At 67.3% G+C, this 23,614-nt stretch carries 18 protein-coding genes, 7 pseudogenes and 1 other annotated feature; of the genes and pseudogenes, 15 read left to right on the top strand and 10 right to left on the bottom strand.

Annotated elements, in window-relative coordinates:
* Window positions 1-51: 51 nt before the first annotated feature.
* Together cysK and PQI07_RS36575 are read left to right on the top strand one after the other, a co-directional pair.
* Entirely contained in the window at window positions 52-1,029 is a 978-nt protein-coding gene (gene cysK, locus PQI07_RS36570; RefSeq protein ID WP_274929317.1) for a cysteine synthase A, read from the top strand.
* 236 nt (window positions 1,030-1,265) lie between these two features.
* The gene (locus tag PQI07_RS36575; RefSeq protein WP_274929318.1) at window positions 1,266-2,063 is read left to right on the top strand and encodes an outer membrane protein; all 798 of its coding nucleotides are present in this window, start codon (window positions 1,266-1,268) and stop codon (window positions 2,061-2,063) included.
* 29 nt (window positions 2,064-2,092) lie between these two features.
* On the opposite strand, the gene PQI07_RS38070 is transcribed toward PQI07_RS36575, so the two are convergent.
* The 3 genes from PQI07_RS38070 to istA form a co-directional block, all read right to left on the bottom strand.
* Window positions 2,093-2,416 carry an IS1 family transposase gene (locus tag PQI07_RS38070; RefSeq protein ID WP_446721022.1) on the bottom strand — a complete coding sequence of 108 codons (324 nt, stop codon included), beginning with the start codon at window positions 2,414-2,416 and terminating at the stop codon, window positions 2,093-2,095.
* A 272-nt stretch (window positions 2,417-2,688) separates the two neighbouring features.
* A complete protein-coding gene (gene istB, locus PQI07_RS36585) occupies window positions 2,689-3,432 on the bottom strand; it encodes an IS21-like element helper ATPase IstB (protein WP_053608999.1) in 744 nt (247 codons plus the stop codon).
* Window positions 3,433-3,443: 11 nt separating this feature from the next.
* Complete coding sequence (gene istA / locus PQI07_RS36590; RefSeq protein WP_053609000.1) at window positions 3,444-4,982, bottom strand: IS21 family transposase; 1,539 nt, start codon at window positions 4,980-4,982, stop codon at window positions 3,444-3,446.
* Window positions 4,983-5,154: 172 nt separating this feature from the next.
* Here istA and PQI07_RS36595 point away from each other — a divergent pair.
* A pseudogene (locus PQI07_RS36595) lies at window positions 5,155-5,736 on the top strand (transposase); the annotation flags it as partial.
* 538 nt (window positions 5,737-6,274) lie between these two features.
* Window positions 6,275-6,943: a c-type cytochrome gene (locus tag PQI07_RS36600; protein ID WP_274929320.1), complete on the top strand. Its 669-nt coding sequence runs from the start codon at window positions 6,275-6,277 to the stop codon at window positions 6,941-6,943.
* 83 nt (window positions 6,944-7,026) lie between these two features.
* Here the strand turns inward: PQI07_RS36600 and PQI07_RS36605 are convergent, their stop codons facing one another.
* Complete coding sequence (locus PQI07_RS36605) at window positions 7,027-7,209, bottom strand: hypothetical protein (protein ID WP_274929321.1); 183 nt, start codon at window positions 7,207-7,209, stop codon at window positions 7,027-7,029.
* Between the two features lie 50 nt (window positions 7,210-7,259).
* Here PQI07_RS36605 and PQI07_RS36610 point away from each other — a divergent pair.
* Window positions 7,260-7,930, top strand: a pseudogene (locus PQI07_RS36610) (IS3 family transposase); the annotation flags it as partial.
* 97 nt (window positions 7,931-8,027) lie between these two features.
* Here the strand turns inward: PQI07_RS36610 and PQI07_RS36615 are convergent.
* Together PQI07_RS36615 and PQI07_RS36620 are read right to left on the bottom strand one after the other, a co-directional pair.
* Window positions 8,028-9,428, bottom strand: a complete 1,401-nt coding sequence (locus PQI07_RS36615; RefSeq protein ID WP_274929335.1) for an IS30 family transposase — start codon at window positions 9,426-9,428, stop codon at window positions 8,028-8,030.
* A pseudogene (locus PQI07_RS36620) lies at window positions 9,403-10,478 on the bottom strand (IS630 family transposase); the annotation flags it as partial. The pseudogene PQI07_RS36620 and the gene PQI07_RS36615, both read right to left, overlap by 26 nt.
* A gap of 136 nt (window positions 10,479-10,614) precedes the next feature.
* Between PQI07_RS36620 and PQI07_RS36625 the strand changes: the two are divergent.
* Together PQI07_RS36625 and PQI07_RS36630 are read left to right on the top strand one after the other, a co-directional pair.
* Window positions 10,615-11,948 (top strand): annotated as a pseudogene (locus tag PQI07_RS36625) (IS1182 family transposase).
* Between the two features lie 155 nt (window positions 11,949-12,103).
* Entirely contained in the window at window positions 12,104-13,195 is a 1,092-nt protein-coding gene (locus PQI07_RS36630; protein ID WP_274929322.1) for an IS630 family transposase, read from the top strand.
* Here the strand turns inward: PQI07_RS36630 and PQI07_RS36635 are convergent.
* Window positions 13,195-13,934 (bottom strand): annotated as a pseudogene (locus PQI07_RS36635) (IS3 family transposase); the annotation flags it as partial. The gene PQI07_RS36630 and the pseudogene PQI07_RS36635 overlap by 1 nt on opposite strands.
* Window positions 13,537-13,653, bottom strand: a sequence feature (AL1L pseudoknot). (Overlaps the previous pseudogene by 117 nt.)
* A 209-nt stretch (window positions 13,935-14,143) precedes the next feature.
* Here PQI07_RS36635 and PQI07_RS36640 point away from each other — a divergent pair.
* The 3 genes and pseudogenes from PQI07_RS36640 to PQI07_RS36650 all read left to right on the top strand — a co-directional run.
* Window positions 14,144-14,356 carry a hypothetical protein gene (locus PQI07_RS36640; RefSeq protein ID WP_274929323.1) on the top strand — a complete coding sequence of 71 codons (213 nt, stop codon included), beginning with the start codon at window positions 14,144-14,146 and terminating at the stop codon, window positions 14,354-14,356.
* A gap of 75 nt (window positions 14,357-14,431) precedes the next feature.
* Window positions 14,432-15,712, top strand: a complete 1,281-nt coding sequence (tnpC, locus tag PQI07_RS36645; RefSeq protein ID WP_274929324.1) for an IS66 family transposase — start codon at window positions 14,432-14,434, stop codon at window positions 15,710-15,712.
* Between the two features lie 55 nt (window positions 15,713-15,767).
* A pseudogene (locus PQI07_RS36650) lies at window positions 15,768-16,508 on the top strand (IS110 family RNA-guided transposase); the annotation flags it as partial.
* A 38-nt stretch (window positions 16,509-16,546) separates the two neighbouring features.
* On the opposite strand, the pseudogene PQI07_RS36655 reads toward PQI07_RS36650, so the two are convergent.
* From PQI07_RS36655 to PQI07_RS36665, 3 genes and pseudogenes are all read right to left on the bottom strand, one after another.
* Window positions 16,547-16,942 (bottom strand): annotated as a pseudogene (locus PQI07_RS36655) (transposase); the annotation flags it as partial.
* A 144-nt stretch (window positions 16,943-17,086) separates the two neighbouring features.
* Complete coding sequence (locus tag PQI07_RS36660) at window positions 17,087-17,440, bottom strand: stability/partitioning determinant (RefSeq protein WP_274929325.1); 354 nt, start codon at window positions 17,438-17,440, stop codon at window positions 17,087-17,089.
* Entirely contained in the window at window positions 17,440-18,123 is a 684-nt protein-coding gene (locus PQI07_RS36665; protein ID WP_274929326.1) for a ParA family protein, read from the bottom strand. The genes PQI07_RS36660 and PQI07_RS36665 overlap by 1 nt, the downstream gene beginning before the upstream one ends.
* Before the next feature lie 869 nt (window positions 18,124-18,992).
* Here PQI07_RS36665 and PQI07_RS36670 point away from each other — a divergent pair.
* From PQI07_RS36670 to PQI07_RS36690, 5 genes are all read left to right on the top strand, one after another.
* Window positions 18,993-19,799, top strand: coding sequence for a helix-turn-helix domain-containing protein (locus tag PQI07_RS36670; RefSeq protein WP_274929327.1), 807 nt, complete (start codon window positions 18,993-18,995; stop codon window positions 19,797-19,799).
* Window positions 19,800-19,830: 31 nt separating this feature from the next.
* On the top strand, window positions 19,831-20,214 hold the full coding sequence (locus PQI07_RS36675; RefSeq protein ID WP_274929328.1) for a hypothetical protein: 384 nt from the start codon (window positions 19,831-19,833) through the stop codon (window positions 20,212-20,214).
* Window positions 20,215-20,586: 372 nt separating this feature from the next.
* Window positions 20,587-21,486, top strand: a complete 900-nt coding sequence (locus tag PQI07_RS36680; RefSeq protein ID WP_274929329.1) for a hypothetical protein — start codon at window positions 20,587-20,589, stop codon at window positions 21,484-21,486.
* Window positions 21,487-21,577: 91 nt separating this feature from the next.
* Complete coding sequence (locus tag PQI07_RS36685) at window positions 21,578-22,927, top strand: exodeoxyribonuclease VII large subunit (RefSeq protein ID WP_274929330.1); 1,350 nt, start codon at window positions 21,578-21,580, stop codon at window positions 22,925-22,927.
* A gap of 17 nt (window positions 22,928-22,944) precedes the next feature.
* Window positions 22,945-23,184 carry a hypothetical protein gene (locus tag PQI07_RS36690; protein WP_274929331.1) on the top strand — a complete coding sequence of 80 codons (240 nt, stop codon included), beginning with the start codon at window positions 22,945-22,947 and terminating at the stop codon, window positions 23,182-23,184.
* Window positions 23,185-23,614: the final 430 nt, after the last annotated feature.

Below are 23,614 nucleotides of genomic sequence, written 5' to 3' on the forward strand. Positions count from 1 at the left end.
TGCTACCCGTTCGCGGTGCTCATCGCGAACACTGCTGCTCAGGAGAAGTTCATGGCCGATTCCGCTGTTTCGTCCCCCTCTGGCAAGCCCGGCCACGGCCGCGTCTTCGGCTCCATCACCGAGACCATCGGCAACACGCCCCTGGTGCGCCTGAACCGCCTACCCCAGGAGCGCGGCATCGATGCCGAGATCCTGCTGAAGCTCGAGTTCTTCAACCCGATCGCCAGCGTCAAGGACCGCATCGGCGTGAACATGATCGACGCGCTCGAGGCGTCCGGCAAGCTTCAGCCCGGCGGCACCCTGGTCGAGCCGACCTCGGGCAACACCGGCATCGCCCTGGCCTTCACGGCGGCGGCCCGCGGCTACCGCCTGATCCTGGTTATGCCGGAGACCATGTCGCTGGAGCGGCGCAAGATGCTCGCCTTCCTGGGCGCCGAGCTGGCGCTCACCCCCGGCGCGCAGGGCATGAAGGGTGCCATCGCCAAGGCCGAGGAACTCCTCAAGGAGATCCCGGGCTCGGTGATGCCGCAGCAATTCGAGAACCCGGCCAACCCCGAGATCCATCGCCTGACCACCGCCGAGGAGATCTGGAACGACACGCAGGGTCAGCTCGACGCCTTCGTGGCCGGCGTCGGCACCGGCGGCACCATCACGGGCGTCGGCCAGGTGCTGAAGCCCCGCTTGCCGAACCTCAAGCTCTTCGCCGTCGAGCCCGAGGATTCCGCGGTCATCTCCGGCGGCCAGCCCGGCCCGCACAAGATCCAGGGCATCGGCGCGGGCTTCATCCCGGGCAACCTCGACCGCTCGGTGCTCGACGGAGTCCTGACGATCACGAACCAGGAGTCCTTCGAGACGGCGCGCCTGCTCGGGCGCCTCGAGGGCATCCCGGGCGGCATCTCGACGGGCGGCAACGTCGCGGCGGCCCTCGAGCTCGCGAGCCGGCCCGAATTCAAGGGCAAGCGCATCGTCACGGTCGCCTGCTCGTTTGCCGAGCGCTACATCTCCTCGGCCCTGTTCGAGGGCATCTGAATCAGCAAGATCGATGAGACAGAGGGCTGATCTGTCCTCGCGGCATTGCCCTGAGCATCGGAGGCAGAACAATTCCGGCAGCGTGGAGACTTCCCGTGTTAATCTTAACGGACAGGTCATGTCTCTGCTGTTAGATCCACGATTGGCAACATCGCTCTCGTGGTCAGGAGCTTGCTGTAATGCAGGGTGTAAGAAGCTCCAGCACGGCTGGATGCGTGCTGTGGATTGCGGCGGGGGTGAGCGCCGCGTCAGCGGCCGACCTCCTCCAGGGACCCGTAGTGACCCCCGCTCCTGAACTGCGCGGTTCACTGGCGGGCGACGTGGATGGGGAAGCATCGGGCTTCTACCTGCGCGGGGACATCGGGTTCAGCAACCAATCCGTGGAGCGGCTCTCGAACAGCCTGGACGCGCTCGGCACCATCGAGAAGGTCAACCTCGGCTTCGCGGGCGCACCGCTCGCGGGCGTCGGCGTCGGCTACCGCTTCAACCGATGGTTCCGGGTCGACGTCACAGGTGAGTACCGCAGCGCGGCCACGTTCACGGGCCTGGAACGCTACCGCGATGCCAGCCTGCCGCTCGGCTACGGCGCGGACGAGTACAGCGCCACGAAGCAGGATGCAATCGCTCTCGTCAACGGCTACGTCGATCTAGGGCACTGGTATGGTCTCACGCCCTTCCTGGGCGCCGGGGTCGGTGCGGCGCAGGTGACGCTCGAAAACTTCAAGGATACGAACGTCGTCACGCAAGGTCTCGCCTACGCGAAATCTGCCTCGAAGACGAGCTTCGCCTGGGCGCTGCACGCCGGCATAGGCTACGAGGTGACCCCGAACTTCACGGTCGAGCTCGCCTATCGCTATCTCAACCTCGGCGATGCGTCGACCGGCACGGTCTACAACTACGCCGGGCAGTGCCAATCCTGCGAGGCATTGACCTTCAAGAATACGGACTCGCACGATGTGAAGCTTGGCTTGCGCTGGACGCCCGGAGCTTCAACCGTCCCTGCCGAGTTGGCGACGCTGGTGCGCCGGTACTGAGTTTCGTCTACCATCCTGATGGGAGGGTTTTAGGTCAGCATAGATAGCAGGTCGCTGATCCTGCTGTTCCCGGCAAAGCGGGCAAACAGGGCGAGGCTGACGTCCACCATGCGTTTGCTCTTCGAGACCACGATGGAGCGGCGTCGAAAGCGGGCGAGCCAGTGCCGCTGCCGGGCGTTGTCCCGCTCGATGCCGTGGGTCTCGTCCTTGCCGGTATAGTGCTGCCCGAGCGGCAGGAGGACGGTGTAGGCGGCGTAGGCGTCCGTGCAGTAGAGCCGGGTGCGCCAGCGCGCGAGCCGCTGGATCAGACGCTCGCAGGTGGCCTTGTCACGACCGCCGCACTCCCAGTCCACCAGTTGCCCTGAAGCACGATCCCAAGCCTTCCAGATCCAGAGCGGCTCGGACTTTTTTTGAGGTAGTGCCACATCTCGTCGAGCTCGATCACCACCGCCCGGCCTTCCGGCTCGGGCTTCTGTGCGTATTCCGACGAAGCCGGCCGGGGATTCCGATTTGAAGCCGGCCGTCGTTCCGAGGCGAAGCCGGCCACCATTCCGATCTGAAGCCGGCCGGTGGCGGAGGCGCTCCCGTGGGTCGGAGGTGAAGATCACGGGGTCGGTTCAGCAGGTCAAGCGGTAGGTTCGGCCGCCTTGATTTTGCGTAGGCTCTCGCCGGCGAGTTCGATGCGGTGAGCGTTGTGCAGCAGCCGGTCGAGAACGGCGTCAGCGAGCGTGGGGATGCCAATGATGTCGTACCAGCGGTCGACCGGCACCTGGCTGGTGATCAGGGTCGCGCCAGTGTCGTAGCGATCCTCGATGATCTCCAGGAGGTCGCGCGCCTGCTCGGGCAGGAGTGGCTCGGGTCCCCAATCGTCGAGGATCAGGAGGTTCACGCGCGCGATCTGGCGCAGCATCCGGCCATAGCGACCATCGCCGCGCGCCAAGCTGAGAGCCGCAAACAGGCGCGGGACCCTGTAGTACAGCACCGAGAGGTCGTCTCGGCAGGCCTTGTGCCCGAGCGCGCAGGCCAGCCAGCTCTTGCCCACGCCGCAGGGGCCGGTGATGACGAGATTACGCCGGGTCCGGATCCAGTCGCCGGTGGCGAGCTTGAGGAACAGCGCACGGTCGAGGCCGCGATGGCTGCGGTAGTCGACATCCTCGATGCTGGCGGGATGGCGCAGGTGCGCGGCCCGGGCGCGGGTCTCGAAGCGCTTCTGCCGACGGGCGGTGGCCTCGTGTTCGAGCAGCAGTCCGAGCCACTCGGCGTGCGAGAGCGCGCCGGCTTCTGGGTTGGCATCGAGCGTCTTGAAGCCCGAGGCCATGCCGGTCAGGCCGAGCTCGCGCAGGAGATCGAGGGTGGGATGGGTGAGCATCGTCGTCTCCGTCAATGGAAATAGCGCGGGCCGCGCAGGTTGGGGTGGAGCAGGACGGGAGCGGCCTCGGCAGACGGCGCGGTGCGGTCGAGGCTGTTGGCCAGGATCGAGGCGATGCTCTTGTAGGTGAGCGCACCGATGGCCACGGCCCGGGCCGAGGCAGCCTCCGCCCGGCCGGGGGCGAGCCCGCGATAGAGGCGCAGGATGCCCAGGCAGGTCCGGAAGCCCTGCTCTGGGTGAGGACGGTCGTGGAGGATGGCTACGACGAGACCCTCGGTCTCCGGGCCGATGCCGCGTGCCCAGCGCCGGAAGCGCTCGGGGCTCCACTCGGCGTAGCGCCGATGCGCGCTGGGCATGTGCTCGGGATCGGTGCCGTGCCGCTGGCCGGCATAGCGACGCTCATGGGCGGCGACGCGCTGACCGCGGTGGAACACCTCGACGGTGCGCGCGGTGATGCGGAGGTCGACCTGCTCGCGGATCAGGGCGTGGGGCACCGAGTACAGGAAGCCGGCCGCCTCGACGTGATAGTCGAGATTGACCCGAGCCAGCCGCCACTCGGCGAAGGTGTAGTCTTCCACCGTCAAGGGACGGAGCGCCGCCCGCTCGATCGCCTCGAACAGGGCGCGCCGGGTCGTGCTGAGCCGGCGCATGAGGTGGGCGTTGATGCGCTCCACCATCACGGCGATGGCGGCGTTGCATTCGGCGAGTGAGAAGAACGTCTGTCGACGTAGCCGTCCGAGGATGTAGCTCTGGGCAAAGCGGACGCCGGCCTCGACCTTGGCCTTGTCGCGCGGCTTGCGGGGCCGGGCTGGCAGGATGCCGACGCCGTAATGGTCGGCCATCATGCCGTAGGAGCGGTTGATCTCCGGGTCGTAGAACGAGGCCTTGTGGACGGCACTCTTGAGGTTGTCCGGGACGACGAGGCGGGGGACGCCGCCGAGGAAGCGGAACAGGCGGACGTGCGCGCCGATCCAGTCGGGCAGCGTCTGCGTCCAGGTCGCCTCAGCGTAGGTCAGGCTCGACGCGCCCAGCACCGCGACAAAGATCTCGGCCTCGCGCACCACACCGGTGGCCGGATCGACGATGGCGATCCGCTTGCCGGAATAGTCGACAAAGACCTTGTCGCCGGCCGCATGGTGCTGGCGCATCACCGGGGTGAGGCGGCGCTCGAACTCGCGGTACAGGTCGCAGAACCGGGAATAGCCGTATCCCTCGGGATGAGCCTCCCGGTACTCCTCCCACAGCACCGTGAGGTTGACTCCAGGCCGGCGCATCTCTCGGACCAGCGACGGCCAATCTGGCTCGGCTAACCGTCGAAGGCCCTGCTTCACTCCGGCTCGGGCGAACAGGCGCTGTTCCAGAACCGTGTCGCCGACCTCGGGGCCGAGTGGCCAGGTCAGGCCGGCAGCGCTGGCTCGGCCGAGGTTGTCCTGCACGGTGGAGCGGGCGATCCCGAGGGTTCGTCCGATCTCACGCGCGCTCACCCCCTCATGGGCGAGCCGCAGCATCTGTCTGATCTGTCGCATGGTCAGCTCTCTCCTGGCCGGCATCCCATCCTCCTCGTGGTCGAGGACTGGGATGCCGCGGTTGCTGACCCACGGGGATGCGCCGTCGCCGATGCCGGCTACCGAGTGGCCGGCTTCATCTCGGAATGGTGGCCGACATCAAATCGGAACGCTGGCCGGCTTCGCGTCGGAATGGGTGGCCGGCTTCCGTCGGAATCCGCATCGCGTCGGCACACCGCGCGGCCCGCGCAATCACGACGGCACCATCGTCCCGGAGAGGGTGGACACGATGTGGGGCACCGATCTGACCACCACCTGGACGGCTGAGGGCCAGGTCGCGGTGTTCGTGGCCGTCGATCACTGCTCGGCCGAGTGCGTGGGCATCCATGCGGCGCGTCGGGCCACACGGTTCGAGGCGCTGGAGCCGATCCGCCAGGGCGTGCGGCAGCGCTTCGGCGGTTTTACGGCCAAAATCGCCTCCGGCCTGAGTGTCCGGCACGACCACGGCAGCCAGTACATGTCGGACGATTTCCAGGCGGAGCTGGCGTTCCTGGGCATCGCGAGTTCGCCCGCCTTCGTGCGTGCACCGGAAGGGAACGGCTGCGCCGAGCGCTTCATCCGCACACTCAAGGAAAACCTGCTCTGGGTGGACAGCTTCGACACGGTCGAGGACCTGCGTCGCGCTTTGCTGGCCTTTCGCGACCTCTACAATGAGACGTGGCTGATCGAGCGGCACGGGTTCCGACCACCAGCCGCCATTCGCACCGCGCAGCTTCCACCCGCGGCCTTGGCCGCGTAGGCTTCAGATCGGTGTCTCACAATCCGCGGGCGGTACAATTGTTGCCCTGTGCCGTCTGTATCTCGATCTGGCGCAGCGTCAGCGCAACTTGCTCTGCGGTCGGCCTCTATCCTCGCTTCATCCCCAACTTCTCCGGTGTTGGCTGATCCTCCCAATCAGTCCGGTCCAAGGCTAGCCGGTCAGGTCACACACGTGGTCCCGAAGCGTAGAAAGCCCCTGTTAGGGGTGTGCGGATACGCTGGATACCTCCGCGATCTGCGGAACACGGAGCCGGCTCATCATAGTTGTCGGCCTCGGCGATCGGGAGAGTAAGACGATGAATGGCGACAATCCCCTGTGGTACGACTGCGACGAGGAAGTCCCGCAGAAGAGGGCTTCTTCTAGGATCACTCGGGTTGCAGCGATCCTCGCCCTGCTCGCGGCCGCATACCTTGTGTACCGAGTCTTGTTCTGATCCCGAGATCAAGCCTGCTTCGAACGCGGGGTCGGACCATCGGCGCTCTTGACTGCAGGCGAACTCGCTGTGCTCTACGCAGGCATGAGAACCGTCAAGATCGTCCTCGTCACCTTACTGTCGGCCGGCGTCCTGTCTGTCCTGATCGCCGCCGCGGTGATCTATGCGGGCCTCTTCAACGTGGCTGCCACAGACCGGCATTGGGCCGCGACCTGCTGGGTGCTGAACACGGCGCGCGTGCGCTCGATCAAGGTGCATGCGGCCAAGCTCGCGCCCCCGGCTGGCTACGACGCGCCGAAGAACATCGTCTCGGCGGTGAGGCACTTCTCCGAACACTGCGTGACCTGTCACGGCGCGCCCGGCGCCAAGCAGAGTGAACTGGCCGAGAGCATGTATCCACGCCCACCCAGCCTGAAAGAGGTCGCGGACCGCTACACCTCGGGCGAGCTGTTCTGGATCCTGAAGCACGGGATCAAGATGAGCGGCATGCCGTCGATGGAGAGCGATGGCGACGCGATGCTCTGGGCGACCGTGGCGTTCCTGGAAAAACTGCCGCAGATGTCCGAGGATGTGTATAACGATCTGTGGATGCAGGCGCAGGCCGCGAGCGACCACGGCAGCATGGACCACGGCTCGATGAACATGGATGGCGCTGGCACAATGAGCCAACCGGCAGACGGCCATGCGGCTGGACCTGCAGGGGCAGGCGCCGGGAGCGCGCAGACGCCCCCGGCAGGGCATAGTCACAAGTAGACGGTTCGGCGCTCGATCGAACCGTCAGGCATCGTGCTCTCCGGATCGCAGAACGGCTCTCCGGAGGCCTGCGAACTTGTTTCTCAGGCCTTGCTGGTGAAGCGGGCCGAGACCGCCTTGCCACCGACCTTCAGCGCCACGGCGGCCACGACGTTTCCTGTGACCGGGGCCGGTAGCTTGCCTTGAACGCTATCCTCCCCGGCCGCACTTAGCTCGACCTTGTGGCTCTGACCGCCGACGAGAGAGGTGGCTCGGGGAAATTGCACAGTGGGGCTGAGTGGAATTTCTGCCTGACGGCGGCCAGTCAGGAGCGATGATGAGCAAGCGACAACGCCGGAACCATCTCCCAGCCTTCAAGGCGAAGGTGGCTCTGGCTGCCCTGCGGGGCGAGAAGACCCTGGCCGAACTGGCCCAGCACTTCGATGTCCATCCCAACCAGATCACGGCCTGGAAGACCCAGCTTCTCGACGGGGCTGCCGGGGTGTTCGGATCCGCGCCCCGGTCGGAGGCGGCACCGGCTATCGACGTGAAGACGCTGCACGCCAAGATCGGCGAGTTGACGCTGACCAACGATTTTTTGTCCGGCGCGCTCGGCAAAGCCGGTCTGCTGAGCGCAAAGCGATGATCGAGCGCGGGCACGATCTGCCCATCGCCAAACAGGCCAAGGCGCTCGGGATCAGCCGGGGCAGCGTCTACGACCTGCCACGTCCGGTTCCGGCCGCTGATCTCGCGGTGATGCGGCGGATGGACGAGTTGCATCTCGAACTGCCCTTCGCGGGGAGCCGGATGCTGCGGGATCTCCTCAACAAAGAGGGCGTCGCGATTGGCCGCTGCCATGTCGCGACGCTGATGAAGCGCCTGCGCATCGAGGCACTCTACCGCAAACCGAGCACCTCGAAGCCTACGCTGGGGCACAAGATCTACCCGTATCTGCTGCGGGGGCTAACGGTCGACAGACCCAATCAGGTCTGGGCGATGGACATCACCTAGTGGTATGAGTTAGAAGTCTGTTTGCAGAAGCGGCCGACACTGGCCAAGATTGCGTCGGCTGACTTGGTCCAGACGAATGGCTTGGGACCCAGGTTCAAGCGGTCGTCGCAACACCAGCATGGCTGGATCGTAAGATCGCGTCGAGAGCCTCGGCGGGGGTTTTCCATCCCAGTGTCTTGCGCGGTCTACCGTTGAGCGCTGCCGCAACCGCCGCCAGATCATCTGAGCTGTGAGCGCCGAGGTCAGTTCCCTTGGGGAAGTACTGCCGCAGTAAACCGTTGGTGTTCTCGTTCGTGCCGCGCTGCCAGGGTGAGCGCGGATCGCAGAAATAGATCTGCAAACCCGAATCGATCCGCAGTCGGGCATGCTCAGCCATCTCCGCCCCCTGGTCCCAGGTCAGCGAGCGCCGCAACTGCTCTGGCAGGCTCGTGACCGTGCGGCTGATCGCGTCGCGCACGGCCTCGGCACCATGACCCGCCAGCGCCGGCCCGTTCTTCTCACGCGCTACTATTCCGTGCCCCGCCATCGGCGGCAGATGCAGCAGCATCGTGAAGCGCGTCGTTCGCTCGACCAAGGTGCCGATCGCCGAGCTGCGCAGCCCGAGGATGAGGTCTCCTTCCCAATGCCCCGGCACGGCGCGATCCTCTGCCTCGGGCGGCCGCTCGCTGATGAGGACCTCGGGGGTGATGAACGATTTGCCCCGACGAGCGCTGCGCGATCGAGGCACCCGCAAAGCTCGTCCCGTGCGTAGGCACGCGGTCAGATCGCGCTTCAGCGCTCCTCTACCCTGGATGTAAAGAGACTGGTAGATCGCCTCATGGCTGATGCGCATCGTCTCATCGCCTGGAAAGTCCAGCCGCAAGCGCTCAGCGATCTGCTGCGGGCTCCACGCCAGACCCCAGCGCCGATGCTGACGTGGCCCGTGTCGCCGTCCCTTCCAGGGCACGGCCGGCCCCGGTAGCGCAGCGCCGTCGGGCGCGATGATAGCGCCCCCGAGCCGGTCCTGCACATACGTCCTCAGAGCTGCGTTGGCGGCCAGCTTCGCCTGCTTCGGCCGGCGCGCCGCACGCTCGGCGTGCCATTGGGCTGTCGTAGCACGATAGTCGAGATTGCCGCTGCGCGTCGCCGCGTTCCGCCGCAGTTCCCGTGAGATCGTCGAGGCCGCCCGACCCAGCCGCCTCGCTATCTCCCGAACGCCCTGACCTTGCGCCCGAAGCAGCGCGATCTCCTCACGCTCGGTGAAGGACAAGTAGCGATCAGAGGGCGACGGCGACGAGGGCGAGAGATGTGAGGGCGGCAGTCCGCCCGCTTCTCGAAACCAGCGTGTCCCTACCGGCTGTGAGATCCCGCATCCCATCGCAGCGCCCTCGCTCGATAGACCCAACGCGATCAATACCCAGAACCGGCGTCGATGCTCCTGCCGTGCCACGGGCGGACGCCCCGGCGATCTCAGCTTGCTCCGGAGTGCCCGATCCGAACGCCGCCGCCCCACCATCGCAACTGCCCTCCGCAGGCTGTTGCGACGACCACCTGAATCTACCGGATGAGCGTTGGTCTCAGTGATGTAGTCTCGGATCGCTGCCTCCAAGTCCTCCGTGCTGGTGAATGCCCCGCGCTCCAGCCGACGTCGGCTCAGAACGGAGAACCAGCACTCCACGAGGTTCAGCCACGACGCGCTCGTCGGCGTGAAGTGGAGGTGGAACCGGGGGTGCTGCAGCAGCCAGTCGTGGATCAGCTTGGTCTTGTGCGTCTTCAGGTTGTCGAGCACGAGATGCACCTCCAGATCCGCTGCAACGGATCGCTCGACCTGCTCCAGGAAGGTGCGGAACTCGGCGCTGCGATGCCGCGGCTTGCAGCTGCCGATCACCGTTCCGGCTTTCACGTCGAGGGCGGCGAACAGGTCGAGCGTGCCATGCCGGCGATAATCGTGGGTCACGCGCTCGGCCTGACCCGGCCGGAGGGGAAAGGCCGGCGCCGTGCCCTGCACCGCCTGGATCTGCGGCTTCTCATCGACGCACAGCACCAGCGCGCGATCGGGTGGGGCGAGGTAGAGGCCAACGACGTCACGGACCTTCTCGACGAACGCCGGATCCGTGGAGAGCTTGAAGGTGTCGGCTCGGTGCGGCCGCAGACCGAAGGCGCGCCAGATGCGCGACACCGCGGTCTGGCTCATGCCCGTGCGGCGGGCCATCGTGCGGGTGCTCCAGTGCGTGGCGTTGGCCGGCGCCTCTTCCAGAGTGAGGGCGACCAGGCGCTCGACGGCCGCGTCATCGATGCTCCGGGGTGCGCCAGACCGGGGAGCATCGACCAGCCCCTCCAGCCGATGTGCGGCAAAGCGGCCCCGCCACAGCGCCACGGTCTGCCGGCTCACGCCCAGAGACCTTGCAACGCCCAGATTGGTCGCTCCTGATTGCCCGCAGGCCAGGATGATGCGCGCGCGTTGAGCCAGAGCCTGACCGGTTCCATGCCGCCGCAACAGGCGTTGCAGGGCGGCTTGCTCTTCCGCACTGAGGTCCAGAGCGACAGCTTGCGGTCCACGCGACATGGCACACCTCCTGGCTCGGTGCGATCCAGTCTGCTCCCACAACCCGCAAATGCACGTACTTTTCTAACTCAGACCACTAGGAGCGCGTCCGAGTAACCGTCTCGACGGCGGCACCCAGAGGTGATTCACTCGGCTCATGGCCAAGGTGTTTCGCTCCTGGGACGTCGATCAGGGCTGGCTGCTGCCGCCCTCGCTGCACGAGTTCGTGCCGCCCGGGCACATGGCGCATTTCGTGCGGGACACGGTGCGGGAGGCGCTCGACCTCTCGGCCATCCTCGACACCTACACGGAGGAGCGCGGATACCCGCCCTACCATCCCGGCATGATGGTGGCCCTGCTGCTCTACGGCTACAGCCGCGGCCTGTACTCCTCGCGCCAGCTCGCCCGGGCCTGCGAGGAGCTTTGTCGACGTCATGGCTGTCACCGGCCTGAACCGGCCCGACTTCCGCACCATCGCCGACTTCCGCAAGCGTCACCTCGCGGCCTTGTCGGACCTGTTCGTGCAGGTGCTGCGCCTGTGTCGGGCGGCCGGTCTGGTCGGGTTCGCCCACGTGGCGATGGACGGGACCAAGCTGAAGGCGAACGCCTCCCGCCACAAAGCGATGAGCTACGGGCGGATGAAGACGGCCGAGCCGGCCCTGGCCGCTGAGGTGGACGCTTGGCTGGAGCGCGCGCGAGGCTGACGCGGCCGAGGATCAGGCTCATGGCGTGGACCGGCGCGGCGACGAGACGCCGGACTGGATGGCCGACAAGCAGCGGCGGCTGGAAGCAATCCGCGCCGCCAAGGCCGCGCTGGAGGCGGAGGCGGCTGACCCGCCCGATCCAGAGGACGAGAGCGGGCCGGGTGCCTCGTCGGGCATGCGCTGGCAGGGCCGGCCACTGCGCGGTGAAGACGGCGGTCCACCCGACCGGGCGCAGCGCAACTTCACCGACCCGGACAGCCGGATCCTGCCCACGCGGGATGGCTTCGTGCAGGGCTACAACGGCCAGATCGCGGTCGACGCGGCCCATCAGGTGATCGTCGCGCACCGGCTCGTGACCAACCCGGCCGATCACCGCGCGCTCGTGCCGCTTGTGGACGGGGTCCGGGCTCATCTCGGGCGCAAACCGCGGGAGGTCTCGGGTGATGCCGGCTTTGCCAACGAGGCGAACCTCGTCGCGCTCAAGGAGCGGGGCATCACGGGCTACCTTGCCCCGGGCCGGGCGCGTCATGGCGAGGCGAACGCCGCCGGCCGCCGGAAGGTGACCAAGATGCCGTTGATGAGCGCGATGGCCGCCCGCCTGAAGCGGGCTGGCCGCCGCAGCCGTTATCGCCTCAGGAAGCAGGTGGTCGAGCCGGTGTTCGGGCAGATCAAGCAGGCCCGAGGCTTCCGGCAGTTCCTGCTCCGCGGTCTCGATCAGGTCCGGGGCGAATGGGCGATGATCTGCACCGCCCACAACCTGCTGAAGCTGGCACAGGCCGGCCGCTGAGCCCGCCAAGCCGCATCGTCCGCTCAGGTCTCGCCGCTCCACCCCGGCTCCAAACCCCGTTACTCAGACGCGCTCCTAGTGGTCTGAGTTAGAAAAGTACGTGCATTTGCGGGTTGTGGGAGCAGACTGGATCGCACCGAGCCAGGAGGTGTGCCATGTCGCGTGGACCGCAAGCTGTCGCTCTGGACCTCAGTGCGGAAGAGCAAGCCGCCCTGCAACGCCTGTTGCGGCGGCATGGAACCGGTCAGGCTCTGGCTCAACGCGCGCGCATCATCCTGGCCTGCGGGCAATCAGGAGCGACCAATCTGGGCGTTGCAAGGTCTCTGGGCGTGAGCCGGCAGACCGTGGCGCTGTGGCGGGGCCGCTTTGCCGCACATCGGCTGGAGGGGCTGGTCGATGCTCCCCGGTCTGGCGCACCCCGGAGCATCGATGACGCGGCCGTCGAGCGCCTGGTCGCCCTCACTCTGGAAGAGGCGCCGGCCAACGCCACGCACTGGAGCACCCGCACGATGGCCCGCCGCACGGGCATGAGCCAGACCGCGGTGTCGCGCATCTGGCGCGCCTTCGGTCTGCGGCCGCACCGAGCCGACACCTTCAAGCTCTCCACGGATCCGGCGTTCGTCGAGAAGGTCCGTGACGTCGTTGGCCTCTACCTCGCCCCACCCGATCGCGCGCTGGTGCTGTGCGTCGATGAGAAGCCGCAGATCCAGGCGGTGCAGGGCACGGCGCCGGCCTTTCCCCTCCGGCCGGGTCAGGCCGAGCGCGTGACCCACGATTATCGCCGGCATGGCACGCTCGACCTGTTCGCCGCCCTCGACGTGAAAGCCGGAACGGTGATCGGCAGCTGCAAGCCGCGGCATCGCAGCGCCGAGTTCCGCACCTTCCTGGAGCAGGTCGAGCGATCCGTTGCAGCGGATCTGGAGGTGCATCTCGTGCTCGACAACCTGAAGACGCACAAGACCAAGCTGATCCACGACTGGCTGCTGCAGCACCCCCGGTTCCACCTCCACTTCACGCCGACGAGCGCGTCGTGGCTGAACCTCGTGGAGTGCTGGTTCTCCGTTCTGAGCCGACGTCGGCTGGAGCGCGGGGCATTCACCAGCACGGAGGACTTGGAGGCAGCGATCCGAGACTACATCACTGAGACCAACGCTCATCCCAAGCCATTCGTCTGGACCAAGTCAGCCGACGCAATCTTGGCCAGTGTCGGCCGCTTCTGCAAACAGACTTCTAACTCAGACCACTAGGTGAAATCCGCCACCCATAATCGGTTCGGGCCCTCGGCCCTGAACTGTCGGTTGACCCGGTCGAGGGGGCAGGCCGCCGCCGGATCGGGAACGGTTGTGCGGGCCCTGCGTCCGCGCACGACGCCGGCCAAGCCCATCGCCCGCATCAGCCGGGCCACCGTGCAGCGCGCCGCTGCGATCCCCTCTCGGGCGAGCTGACGCCAGACCTTGCGGACCCCGTAGACGCCGAAATTGGCCGCGTGCACGCGCCGGATCTCGGTCATCAGCGCCGCGTCGCGCTTGGCCCGGGCCGGCAGCCTGCTGGGATCAGCTCGCCGCGCGGCATGGGCACGGTACGTCGACGGGGCGATCGGCAGCACCCTGCAGATCGGCTCGACCCCGTAGAGCGCGCGATGCGCGTCGATGAAGGCGATCATGACCGGAACCGGCGGTCGAGCTCCGCCTGGGCAAAATACGCGCTCGCCTTCCTCAGGATCTCGTTGGCTTGCCGGAGTTCGCGGTTCTCCCGCTCCAGAGCCTTGATCCGCTCGCGCTCATCCGTAGTCGGGCCGGCCCTGTCGCCCCGGTCGCGTTCAGCCTGTCTCAACCAGTTGCGCAGCGTCTCGCCCGAGCAACCGATCTTGGCCGCGATCGACTGGATCGCGGCCCATTGCGAGCCATGCTCGCTCTCGTGCTCCCGAACCAGCCGAACCGCCCGCTCGCGAACCTCAGGGGAAAAGGGTGGGGTATGCCTCGTCATGGCACCAGTCTCTTGTCTTATGGAGGAATGGCTCCTTGGCTGGGGCTGCATCGAAGGGTCGTTGCCCGTCATGCAGGGGATGCGGGCCGAAATTCTCTTGGTCGACACGGGACCGCTCTTGAGTGTGGCCGCTCTCCACAACCTTCACCGACTTGAACGGATACAGGGGCTTTGGGCCCGTATGGCAAGACGAAGCGGCGAGGCGAAACATGCAGCAGACCATCGGGATCGACATAGCCAAGGATACCCTTGACGCCTACCGGTTGGGCGATGGACACCGGCTAAGTGTCGGCAATAATCGTGAAGGTCATCGGCTGCTTCTGAAATGGATCGGAGCATTTCAGAAGACCTTGATCGTCTTCGAGGCCACAGGACCCTATCATCGCGGTAATTACCCACGGGGTGGATTGGCCGGCGGTTGAACGCCCGCGGCTGCGCCGCTTGCCGGGACGAGCTTGCCTCTTGCCGGGAGCCGATTTCGCTGATTCTCTCGTGAGATGGGCCGCAGCGAACTGGAACGGCTGAGCCGCGAGGAGCTGATCGAGCTGGTGCTGCGGCTGCAGCGGCCAGAGAAGACCTCGCGCACCTCGTCCAAGCCGCCCGCGAGCGATCGCAAGGAGCAGCGCGAGCACTCCAAGCCGGGCGGCGCCAAGCCCGGTCACGAGGGTCACAGCCGGGTGCTGAGCGACGATCCCGATACAATCGTCGAGCATCGTCCCGAGGCGTGCACGCGCTGCGGCGGCAGCCTGCATGCCGCTCTTCCGGCAGAGATCGTCAGCGTCTCTGAGCAAATCGAGCTGCCCGCGGTGGCGCCGATCGTGACGCAGCACCAGCGCCTCGCGGTCCGTTGTCCGAGCTGCGGAGAGCGGGTGGTCGCACCGGTGCCGGAAGCGGCGCGCGGCACCCCGTTCGGTCCGCGGCTGCACGCGGTGGCGACGTACCTGAAGACCTTTCAGGCGCTCTCCTACGAACGGCTGCAGGCGGCGCTCTCCGACCTGTTCGGTCTGACGCTCAGCCAGGGCGGGTTGATGAACCTGCTCCACCGCGCGCAAGGCCGCTTCCGTGCCGGTCGTGACACTGCCATCGCCGCCCTGCGCAAGGCCGAGGTCGTCGCCTGCGACGAGACCGGCGTGCGCATCGAGGGCTCGAACGCTTACCACTGGCTGTTCCACTCGGCGCAAGCCGTGGTGCACACGGCCTCGCCGACGCGCGGCGCTGTCGTGGTGCGCGAGATGATGGACGGGCATCGGCCCGCGGTGTGGATCTCGGACCGCTACGCGGCCCAGCAGGGCCATGCGGATGAGCACCAGACCTGCCTGGCGCATCTGGCGCGCGACGTCGCCTACGCCGTCGAGGCCAGCGACGATCCCGTGCCCTGGCGTCTGCAACTCTGGCTGCAGCGCGTGTTCGCCCTGGCCGAGCGCGTCACCGACTTGGCCGCCGCGACGCTCTCGGCCAAGCGCCGCAGCCTGGATCGGCAACTGGGTGCCATCCTCGCCACGTCGAGCCGCTGTGATCTGAGCCTCGCCCTGCAGGCCAAGATCAGCCGCGCCCGCGATCAGCTCCTGGTCTTCCTCGCCTATCCCGGAAAGGTCGAGCCGACGAACAACGGCTCCGAGCGGCTGCTGCGTCCGGCCGTCGTGCAGCGGAAGGTCACCAACGGCTACCGGGCCATGTGGGCGGCCGAGGGCGAGGCCGCCATCCGCACCGTCGTCGACACCGCGCGCCTGACCGGCGCCAATCCATTCGGCGCCATCCTCAAAACCGTCGGCGCCTGAGCCCAGCCATCACAGGCCTGGGTAATTACATCATCGCGAGCTCGAGCTTGTTCTCGGCAGCCGAGACGTGCCGTTCGTCAAGGTCAATCCGAAGCAGGCGCGCCGATTTGCTCAGGCAACCGGCCGCCTGGCAAAGACCGACCGCGTCGATGCTGCCATGCTGGCTCGGATGGGCGCCGCTCTTGAATTGGAGGCTCAGACGCCGAGGCCGAAAAGCTTCCACGACCTGAGGGAGCTGCTCGCCGCACGCCGAGCGCTCATCAAGGATCGGGCCGCCGCGAAAATTCGCCGCTCCGTCGCGACACTTCCTCTGCTCAAACGGCAGCTGGAAGATCGTCTTGCCCGGATCGACAAGGATGTGAAGCGGATCGACACCGAACTGGCGAGGATGGCCGCACTGGACCCCGACCTCTCGAGGCGAGTTGCCATTCTGCAAACCATTCCTGGGGTCGGCGAGGTCACCGCCGTCACGCTTATCATCGACATGCCGGAACTCGGCGAACTGGAAGGCAAGCAGGCCGCTAGCCTGGCCGGACTTGCTCCTGTCTCGCAACAATCAGGGCGATGGCAAGGAAAGGAGCGGATTCAAGGTGGGCGGGCTGCGCTACGCCAAGCGCTCTACTTTCCCGCCATCGTTGCCGCGCGCTTCAACGTCGACCTCAAGCTTATCTATGATCGGCTGACCGCCGCCGGAAAGCAGAAAAAGGTCGCTCTCGTGGCCATCATGCGTAGGCTCATCGTCATGGCAAATGCCCTCATCAGAGACAATCGGCCGTGGGCTCCAAACCACACTTGACCAACACGGATACTCAAGAGTTGGAGCCTCCTAAAATCCCGGGGCGGTTCAAGAAGGCGGGTGAGCAGGCGCTCGCCCGCCTCGTGTTCGAGCAGGCGGACCCGGAACTCGCACAGGATCGAGAAGTCGGAGCCGGCATCCGCCAGATCCAGCGCGAGCAGGTACTTCCAGGCGCTCCGCCCTCGCACCGCCTCGGCGGCTCGCCGGTCGCTCAGTCCCTCCCGGAACTGCATCAGCGTGACGAGCGCGAGGCGCCAGGGTGCGTAGGCTGGCTGGCCAAGCTTTGAGTAGAGGTCAGCGAAATCGGCATCGGCGAACAGCGCGCCGAGCCGTTCGCGCAGGAGCATGTATGGGTTGCCGCGCCGGAAAGCGGCCCGCGCGATCCGAGCGGTGTCTTCGGGCACAGGCGGTAGCGGTTGCGAGGGAAGCGACATGGGCGGCCTCCGGGCTGGGAAACCTTCTCAACGCCCGCCAGTCCGGCCACGCTCACTTCGCCAACAGTGTCCCGCCCTTATGCGCATAGAGGTACTATCCCTAAGTACCCTCAATCCGCTTAACAAGCTGGTAGCTACCAGCTATCATTTGGCGCCGCCGCTCTGCTCTAGCAGAACGACAGCGCGTTCGAAGGCCTCGCCGAGCCCCCAGCCATTTGTGTCCGCGACGCGGGTGAACGCCTCGATTGTCTCTGGTTTCAGTTTAAGGTTTAGCTGGGCCGTGCGTCCTGTCCGGCGACGGCGCTGCTGCCGAGGCGTGACCGGCGCCTGCTCGATCCTGGCGGGTTCTCGGCTACGGAAGCCGGTCGCTTCGGCGGCCTGCCTCGTCACCTCGGGGGCAGGCTTGTCATCTCGGGGCTTTGGTTTGGCCCAGGCGGACGGATCAATGTCGTCAAGCTCGTCGCCAAAGCCGAGAGAAGCACGTTCCTTACCGGCCATCACGCTGCAGTCCTCGCGCTCGCCGCCTTCAGCTTCGAGACCACCTCCCCTGCGAACTCGCGAGCGTTCTGGATGGCCTTTTCGAGGTTGCTCGTCTGTGTCGCGGCTAGGCCCGATAGTGTTCCGCCGAAATCAAACAGGTCCTTGAAGGCAGCTCTCTCCACGACAGCCGTTTCGAACATTTCGATGCCACCTGCTTGCAACTGCTCCTGCACGTTGCGCAGGGCGCGGGAGGTGACGGCCGCACTGGTACGAGTGAGCAGAACCGCATGGGCGATCCGCCGCCGCGACAGCTTCTCAGAGTTGCGAATGAGGCGGATCGTCTTTGCCGCCCCTTTGGCATCCATGCTCGATCCCTGCGTAGGAATTACCACCAAGTCGGCCATGCCGATAGTATTGGCTACCAACAAGCTAGCCGTACCCTCTAAGTCCACGATGACGAAGGCCGCTTCGCGCTCGGCGCTATCGATAGCGTCCACGATGCTCTCTTCTGTCACGTCGCTGATGATTGTGACGTTCGCCGGCTTCCCAGGGAGTTTCGCCCACTGGCTGATCCAACGCTCCGGGTCAGCATCGATGATGGTGACAGAAGCATCCTTTACGGCCAGCTCGGTCGCCAGCAGCAGCGCGCTGGTCGATTTCCCGCAGCCGCCCTTCGGGTTGGCAAAAGCTATGACGGGCATGGTTCCTCCAGTTTCGGACGCTGCACTCACCACGTCATGCATAGCTTAACAGCTAGCTAACGGGTATCAAATGGTAGCCACTAGCAAGCTGGTAGCTACTAGCTGGCTGGCCTTTATCCGTTAGCTAGCAGCGGGTACTAGCTAGCTAACTAGTAGCTGTAGACTGTGTGGCGCTGGATCGATGCGCAGGAGGCGATGAGTGCCCTGCTCGGGACCCCGGAGTTGCCGGAGGCTGCGGAGATGCAGGCAATGATGCGATCACCTACAAGCCTATCCCGCCAGGACGGAGCTCGCGACCTGTAGCAGCGCCGCGACGCCAGCGCAGGGGGCGGCCCATGCGCTGATCCGCGATTGATGCTCCATCGCGGTCTCACGCGGCGGGCTTGTCAGGGAGCCGTCCGGGTTGACGAGAGTGGTGGTCTGCGGCGGCAGCTTGATCGCGGCCGACCAGAACCACAGCCCAGCAGCAGCTATGGCGAATAGACCGGAGCCGACCCCAGCAACGCCGGCCCACGTCATCGCGCTGAGGAAGCCCATCCTGTCCCAGACGTTGACTTAGCCGTGTGACACGGCCGACATGCCATGTCCGGCTGGCGCGCACCTCATGCGAGTCGCCGGCCGGAACAACACTAGGAGCACCGACCGCCGCAGTAGGACCCTGAAAAGCCAACAGCCCCGACCCGGCAAGGTCGAGGCTGTCGAAATCGAAGCGGCTGTGAGGCCTGTTGCACCCCTCACAAGCCATGAAGCGCCCTCGGGCGTCAAGTCAGAACCCCGGTTCTGGCAACGGTACCGGCTTGTCTTGATCGGAGCGCACAGCCTGCGTCGCCGAACGTCCCCCTGTGGCCCTGTGGAAAGGGCCGAGACACGTGTTCGCAGACGAAATCCGCCGCGCCATCGAGGCGGCCAGCCGAATCACCCTGCCGCAAGTGACGGCACTGCTCTGGCGCGCCTACGGGGACGGGAAGGTGACGGAGGCCGAGGCCGAGAGCCTGTCCGGGTTGATCGAGGCACGCAGCCTGACAAACGACGGCTTGCGGCCACGACGAACTGCGAACCCAAGAGGAACCGCTGACACACCGGTTGCGGTCGCGTCCCAAAAGCTTGTCAGCCCGTTCAGGAGAGCCGTCGGCTCGCGCCCGCGCACGGATGGCTCGCTGGAGCGCCGCCGCCGCTGGGCCGCCTCGGGGCGGCTGCCGCCGGGGTTGGCGGCGCGGTTCACGCTGGCCGAGCAGGCGGTCCTCGCCCTGGTGGCGGCCGAGGTCGTGCGGCGGAAGGATTGTCGTCTGGCCGTCGGTCAACTCGCGGCGCTGGTGGGCGTGGCCGAGACCACGGTGCGCAACGCCATCCGCGAGGCCGTGAAGCTCGGGCTCGTCACGGTGGAGGAGCGGCGGGTAACCGGCTTCCGCAACGACACCAACATCGTGCGCATCGTCTCGCCGGAATGGATCGCCTGGCTGCGGCTGGCGCGCCGGGCGCCGACCCCGGGAGGTCCGCCTTCGCGTGCGGCCGAGCCGACGGCGGGAGGGTGCAAATCCGTGCAGGGCACGCCTACTGAAGTTCCAGATTCGGGAAAACCAGGGACAACGGCACCGTCGCAATGCTGCCGGGAGGCAGCGGGCGACCTCGACCGATCGGCACTTCCGCGGATCCGCGCGGATGGTCGGACGGGCTGAGCCATGCGCTGAGGGTCTGCGGGCGGACGATATGACGAACGCGCAGGGCCCGCTCATCGGGCCGGATCTGCCGGCGTGCTTCGCTGCCTCGGTCGATGCGCTCCTCGGCACGCTTCAGGCCGCGGCCGGACCCGGCGGGTCGGGGGCGCCGCGCCAGGCGCGGCCGAAGCCCACCTGCTCCGGATTCGCGCCAGGGCGGCGCGACACCCCCGGCCTGTACGATGCCGGGGACGCGGTGCGATTCGCCGTGCGCGCCGTCGAGGACATCACGCGCCGGCCGGAGGAGCGGGTCCCGAACCGCACGGCGCTCCTGGCCGCCGCACGGGCCGACGCCCTGGAGGCGGTCGGCTACCTCGCCGCCCTGTTGCGCACAGCCGAGCCAGACCCGAAGGCCCGCGGGTTCGGCCGGCGTTGAGAGCGTCGGCGCGCCCAGCTGTCTGCCTTCGGTCGCGGTGCTCCGGGTATCGGCAGGTGGGCGTCGGTGGCGGCTCGCCCGGGTTCACGCGAGCCGATCCGGATCGGGCACGGTCAGGGCTGACCATCGCAGCGTTGGATAAGCTCGGCGGATCGGCAGCATGGAATAAGGCCCGGCCTGCGCCGGGGGGAATCCCTTCAGACAGTAGCCCGGCCCCTGCGTGCCGGGCTTGGGACGGGGAACAGGGACGAGACGGGCAAAGTGTCGGGCTACCCGACGCAAACCCCAAGGAGGACGGATCAGGACGAAGACGCAGCGCCGACGCGCTGAGGTTTCGGCCCGGGTCTCCTCCCTCGCACCCGAGGAAAACATATGAACACCGACGTGCCCGCCGGCGCGCAGGCCTGCGCATGCCCACCAGCCTCGCATGAGGAGCGGGTGGTCCTGCTCGAGGTCCTGCCGCACCGGTATAAACCGGGCCTACGGGCCCTGCTGTCGGCCCCCGAACCCGGTCAGCCCGGCTTGGGCCACATCTTCCTCCGTGAGGACTGGCTCGCCTCCCTGGCCGGCCTGCTCGGCATGGGTCCATCCTGGACCCGGCCGGGCGAACCGATCCCGATCCGCGTCGGGGTCGAGTACGACGACCGGCTCGGGCCACGGATCGTGATCGCGGCCAGCGACCGGCCGACACCGGCGCAAGCTGCAGCGGACGCGGAGCTGCGCCGAGCCCTGGAAGAGCAGGGTCGGTGGCGGCGTGCCCGCGCCCCAGACAAGATCAGGCAGCTCTTCGCCCTGGTGCCCAAGGGCGGTGGGCTCCGTTGGGAGACCCTGGCGCCGGGACTTCTCGAGCTGAACGAGGCTCGCGTCGTCCACCTCGCCGAGCGAGAGGTCGATCTCGACGACCCCGACGCCGTGCATGAGGCGCTGCGCGACGCCGCCGAGTACGTCCACTGGACCGGCGCCGATGCGGTCCTGATCGTCACAGGCGACCGCCACGTCGGATCCCGCGTCTTCAGCGAACCCCGCGTCGTCGAGGCCGGCTGCGACCTCGGCGCGGCGTTGCTGACGCTCGCCGGGCCGGTGTCGACGCCGGTCGACGACCTCGCTTGGCACTCCTCGCCCGTTCCGGGCGCGGTGCAGGCCGCGATCGAGGGGATCCTGCGCCGCGAACTCGAGAAGGCGGACCGGCCGCGCCTCGACCGCATCGAGGAGCTGCTCATCCGCTCCCGCATCCCGCCAGGCGACGGCTGGCCGTCCGACGCGCCGTTCTGACCACCCCGGCCCGGACGCGCCGCGTCCGGGCCGACCCTACGACCGGGCAGCCCCGTCCACACGCCACCCCACGCACATCCGAGCTTTGACCATGCGCATCCACGAATTCCGCCGCGCCCCGCCGGCCACACCGGAGGGCGGGCCACCACCCGGCCGACCCCGGTCCGGCCTCCCGCCACCGCCGGATCCGACCGGGCCGGCGCTCGACATCCACGAGCTCTGGGCCCGAACTGGGAGCGCGGTGCGCACCGGCCTGCCGCGTGCGTTCCGCGTCTGCGCCACCGTCGCCCGGGTCCGGCCCCGTCGGCAGGGCAGCTACGACTTGGACCTCGCGCCCACCCACGGCTTCCTCGGCGGTAACGCCCCAATCGTGGGCGCCCGGATCGGCGTGGAGGCCCGCGCCAGGATCGCCGTCGCGCTCGACCGCCCGTTCGATCCGACGGAACTCGAACACCGGGACGTCACGCTCACCTGCACCGCCTCGTGGCTGTCGGATGCCCGGCTGCGGCTCAACGTGAGTGCGATTGAGCCGGCGTGGCGGGTTTCCGAGGCGGAGCTGCACCGTGCCCGCGTGCTCGACGGGCTGATGCGGGCCGGCCTTCTCGAGGCCCAACGTCAGCTATCGAGCCCGGCGTATCTCGAGCGGGTCAGCGTGCTGCACCCGCCGGGGCAGGGCTGGAGTGACATCGCCGAGACGCTGCACGCGCTGGCGGACGCCGGTCACCTGCGGGTCGATGATCTCGAAAGTCGTTTCGACGGCCCCGGTGCGGTCCCGGAGCTGGTCCGGCACCTGGACGAAGCCGCGAAGCTGCACGCGGGCTGCGAGGATCGCGGCTTGGTGCTGCTCGTGCGCGGCGGCGGCAGCCCGGCCGGGGCGCTCGACAGCCGCGAGGTCGCCGCGGCGATCGGCACGCTCACGGTTCCGGTGGTGGTCGCGGTCGGGCACCGCACCGACGCGGCGACGATCGCCGACATGGTCGCCTGGGCGTCCCTGCCGACGCCCACGGAGGCGCGGCACCTCGTCCTCACGCTGTTGGACGACTCCGCCGCACGCGCGGAGCGGGCCTGGGCCGACCTGGTCGCGGCGCTCGACGATCTCGAGCGGAGCGTATGCCGGACGGCCATCGCCGGCTGCGAGGCGGTCGCGGACGCGGCGGAGGCCTGCCTCGAGGCCGCCGAGCGGCGCGCGGCCACGGCCGCGCACGCGCTCGAACGCGGCCTGGAGCAGACCCTGGCTGTGTTGGTTGCGCGGGAGCGAACCGCGTGTGCCGCACCGGAGCAGCCAGCCGCTTGGCCGGCGGGCTTCGTCCGGCTCACCGACGCCGCCGGTCACCCGATCACCGGCCTGGAGGCCGCGGTCGGCGCTCTCAGCGTGACCTTCCCGGACGGGCGAACCCTCGCGGTCGCGCCCGTCGTACCCCTTGATCCGACCATCCACTGAGCCACACGGAGCCCCAGATGACCCCAGAGACACAGACCCACCAGCCCGAACCCGCCTGCTTCGTCGATATGTTGGAGCGCCTGGACGAGCTCGCGCGCGGGCTACGCACCGGCGAACTCGAGGATCGGCTCTCGCGCCTGCCGGACACCGTGGCCGAGGCGCATCGCTTGAAGCGGAAGCTCGTCGATCACGCCGTCGAAGTACGAGAGGCGATCGCCTGCCTGCGCGGCGGCGCCCGCCCGGCCAGCGCCTCCTGAGGAAGCACAGGGAGCCACCGCCGACAGGGAGCACCCTGTAATTCTCCCGCGGCTGAGGCCGTGAATCACTACCGTCGAACAGCCTTGAGACCGGACCAGAGGATCCGGTCCTCGCGCGTAGATACCGGTCCAAACCCCGGAATGATCGGGTGCGACGCGGCGAAAGGGGAGGGATGTCTCGTCCTTCCGATCAGACCCAGCCTGACATCGGCGAGGGGTGACGTCGCTTCATATGAGCCAACAGACGATGAGATCGATCAGGCAGGGCCACATCGTATCAGACGCCATGACCAAGCTTCATGTTGCACGGCCGAGAAACGCTCGTCGACACGGCCGCCGTGCCTCGCAAGGGCACCATCCTGCTCATCCCGATAAGGTGCGAGCGCAGGCACGCTGAGTGCCGTGTATAATTTCCCTACGGAAAAGTTAT

The sequence above is a fragment of the Methylobacterium sp. 092160098-2 genome (assembly GCF_028920805.1).
GTDB classification, from domain to species: domain Bacteria; phylum Pseudomonadota; class Alphaproteobacteria; order Rhizobiales; family Beijerinckiaceae; genus Methylobacterium; species Methylobacterium fujisawaense.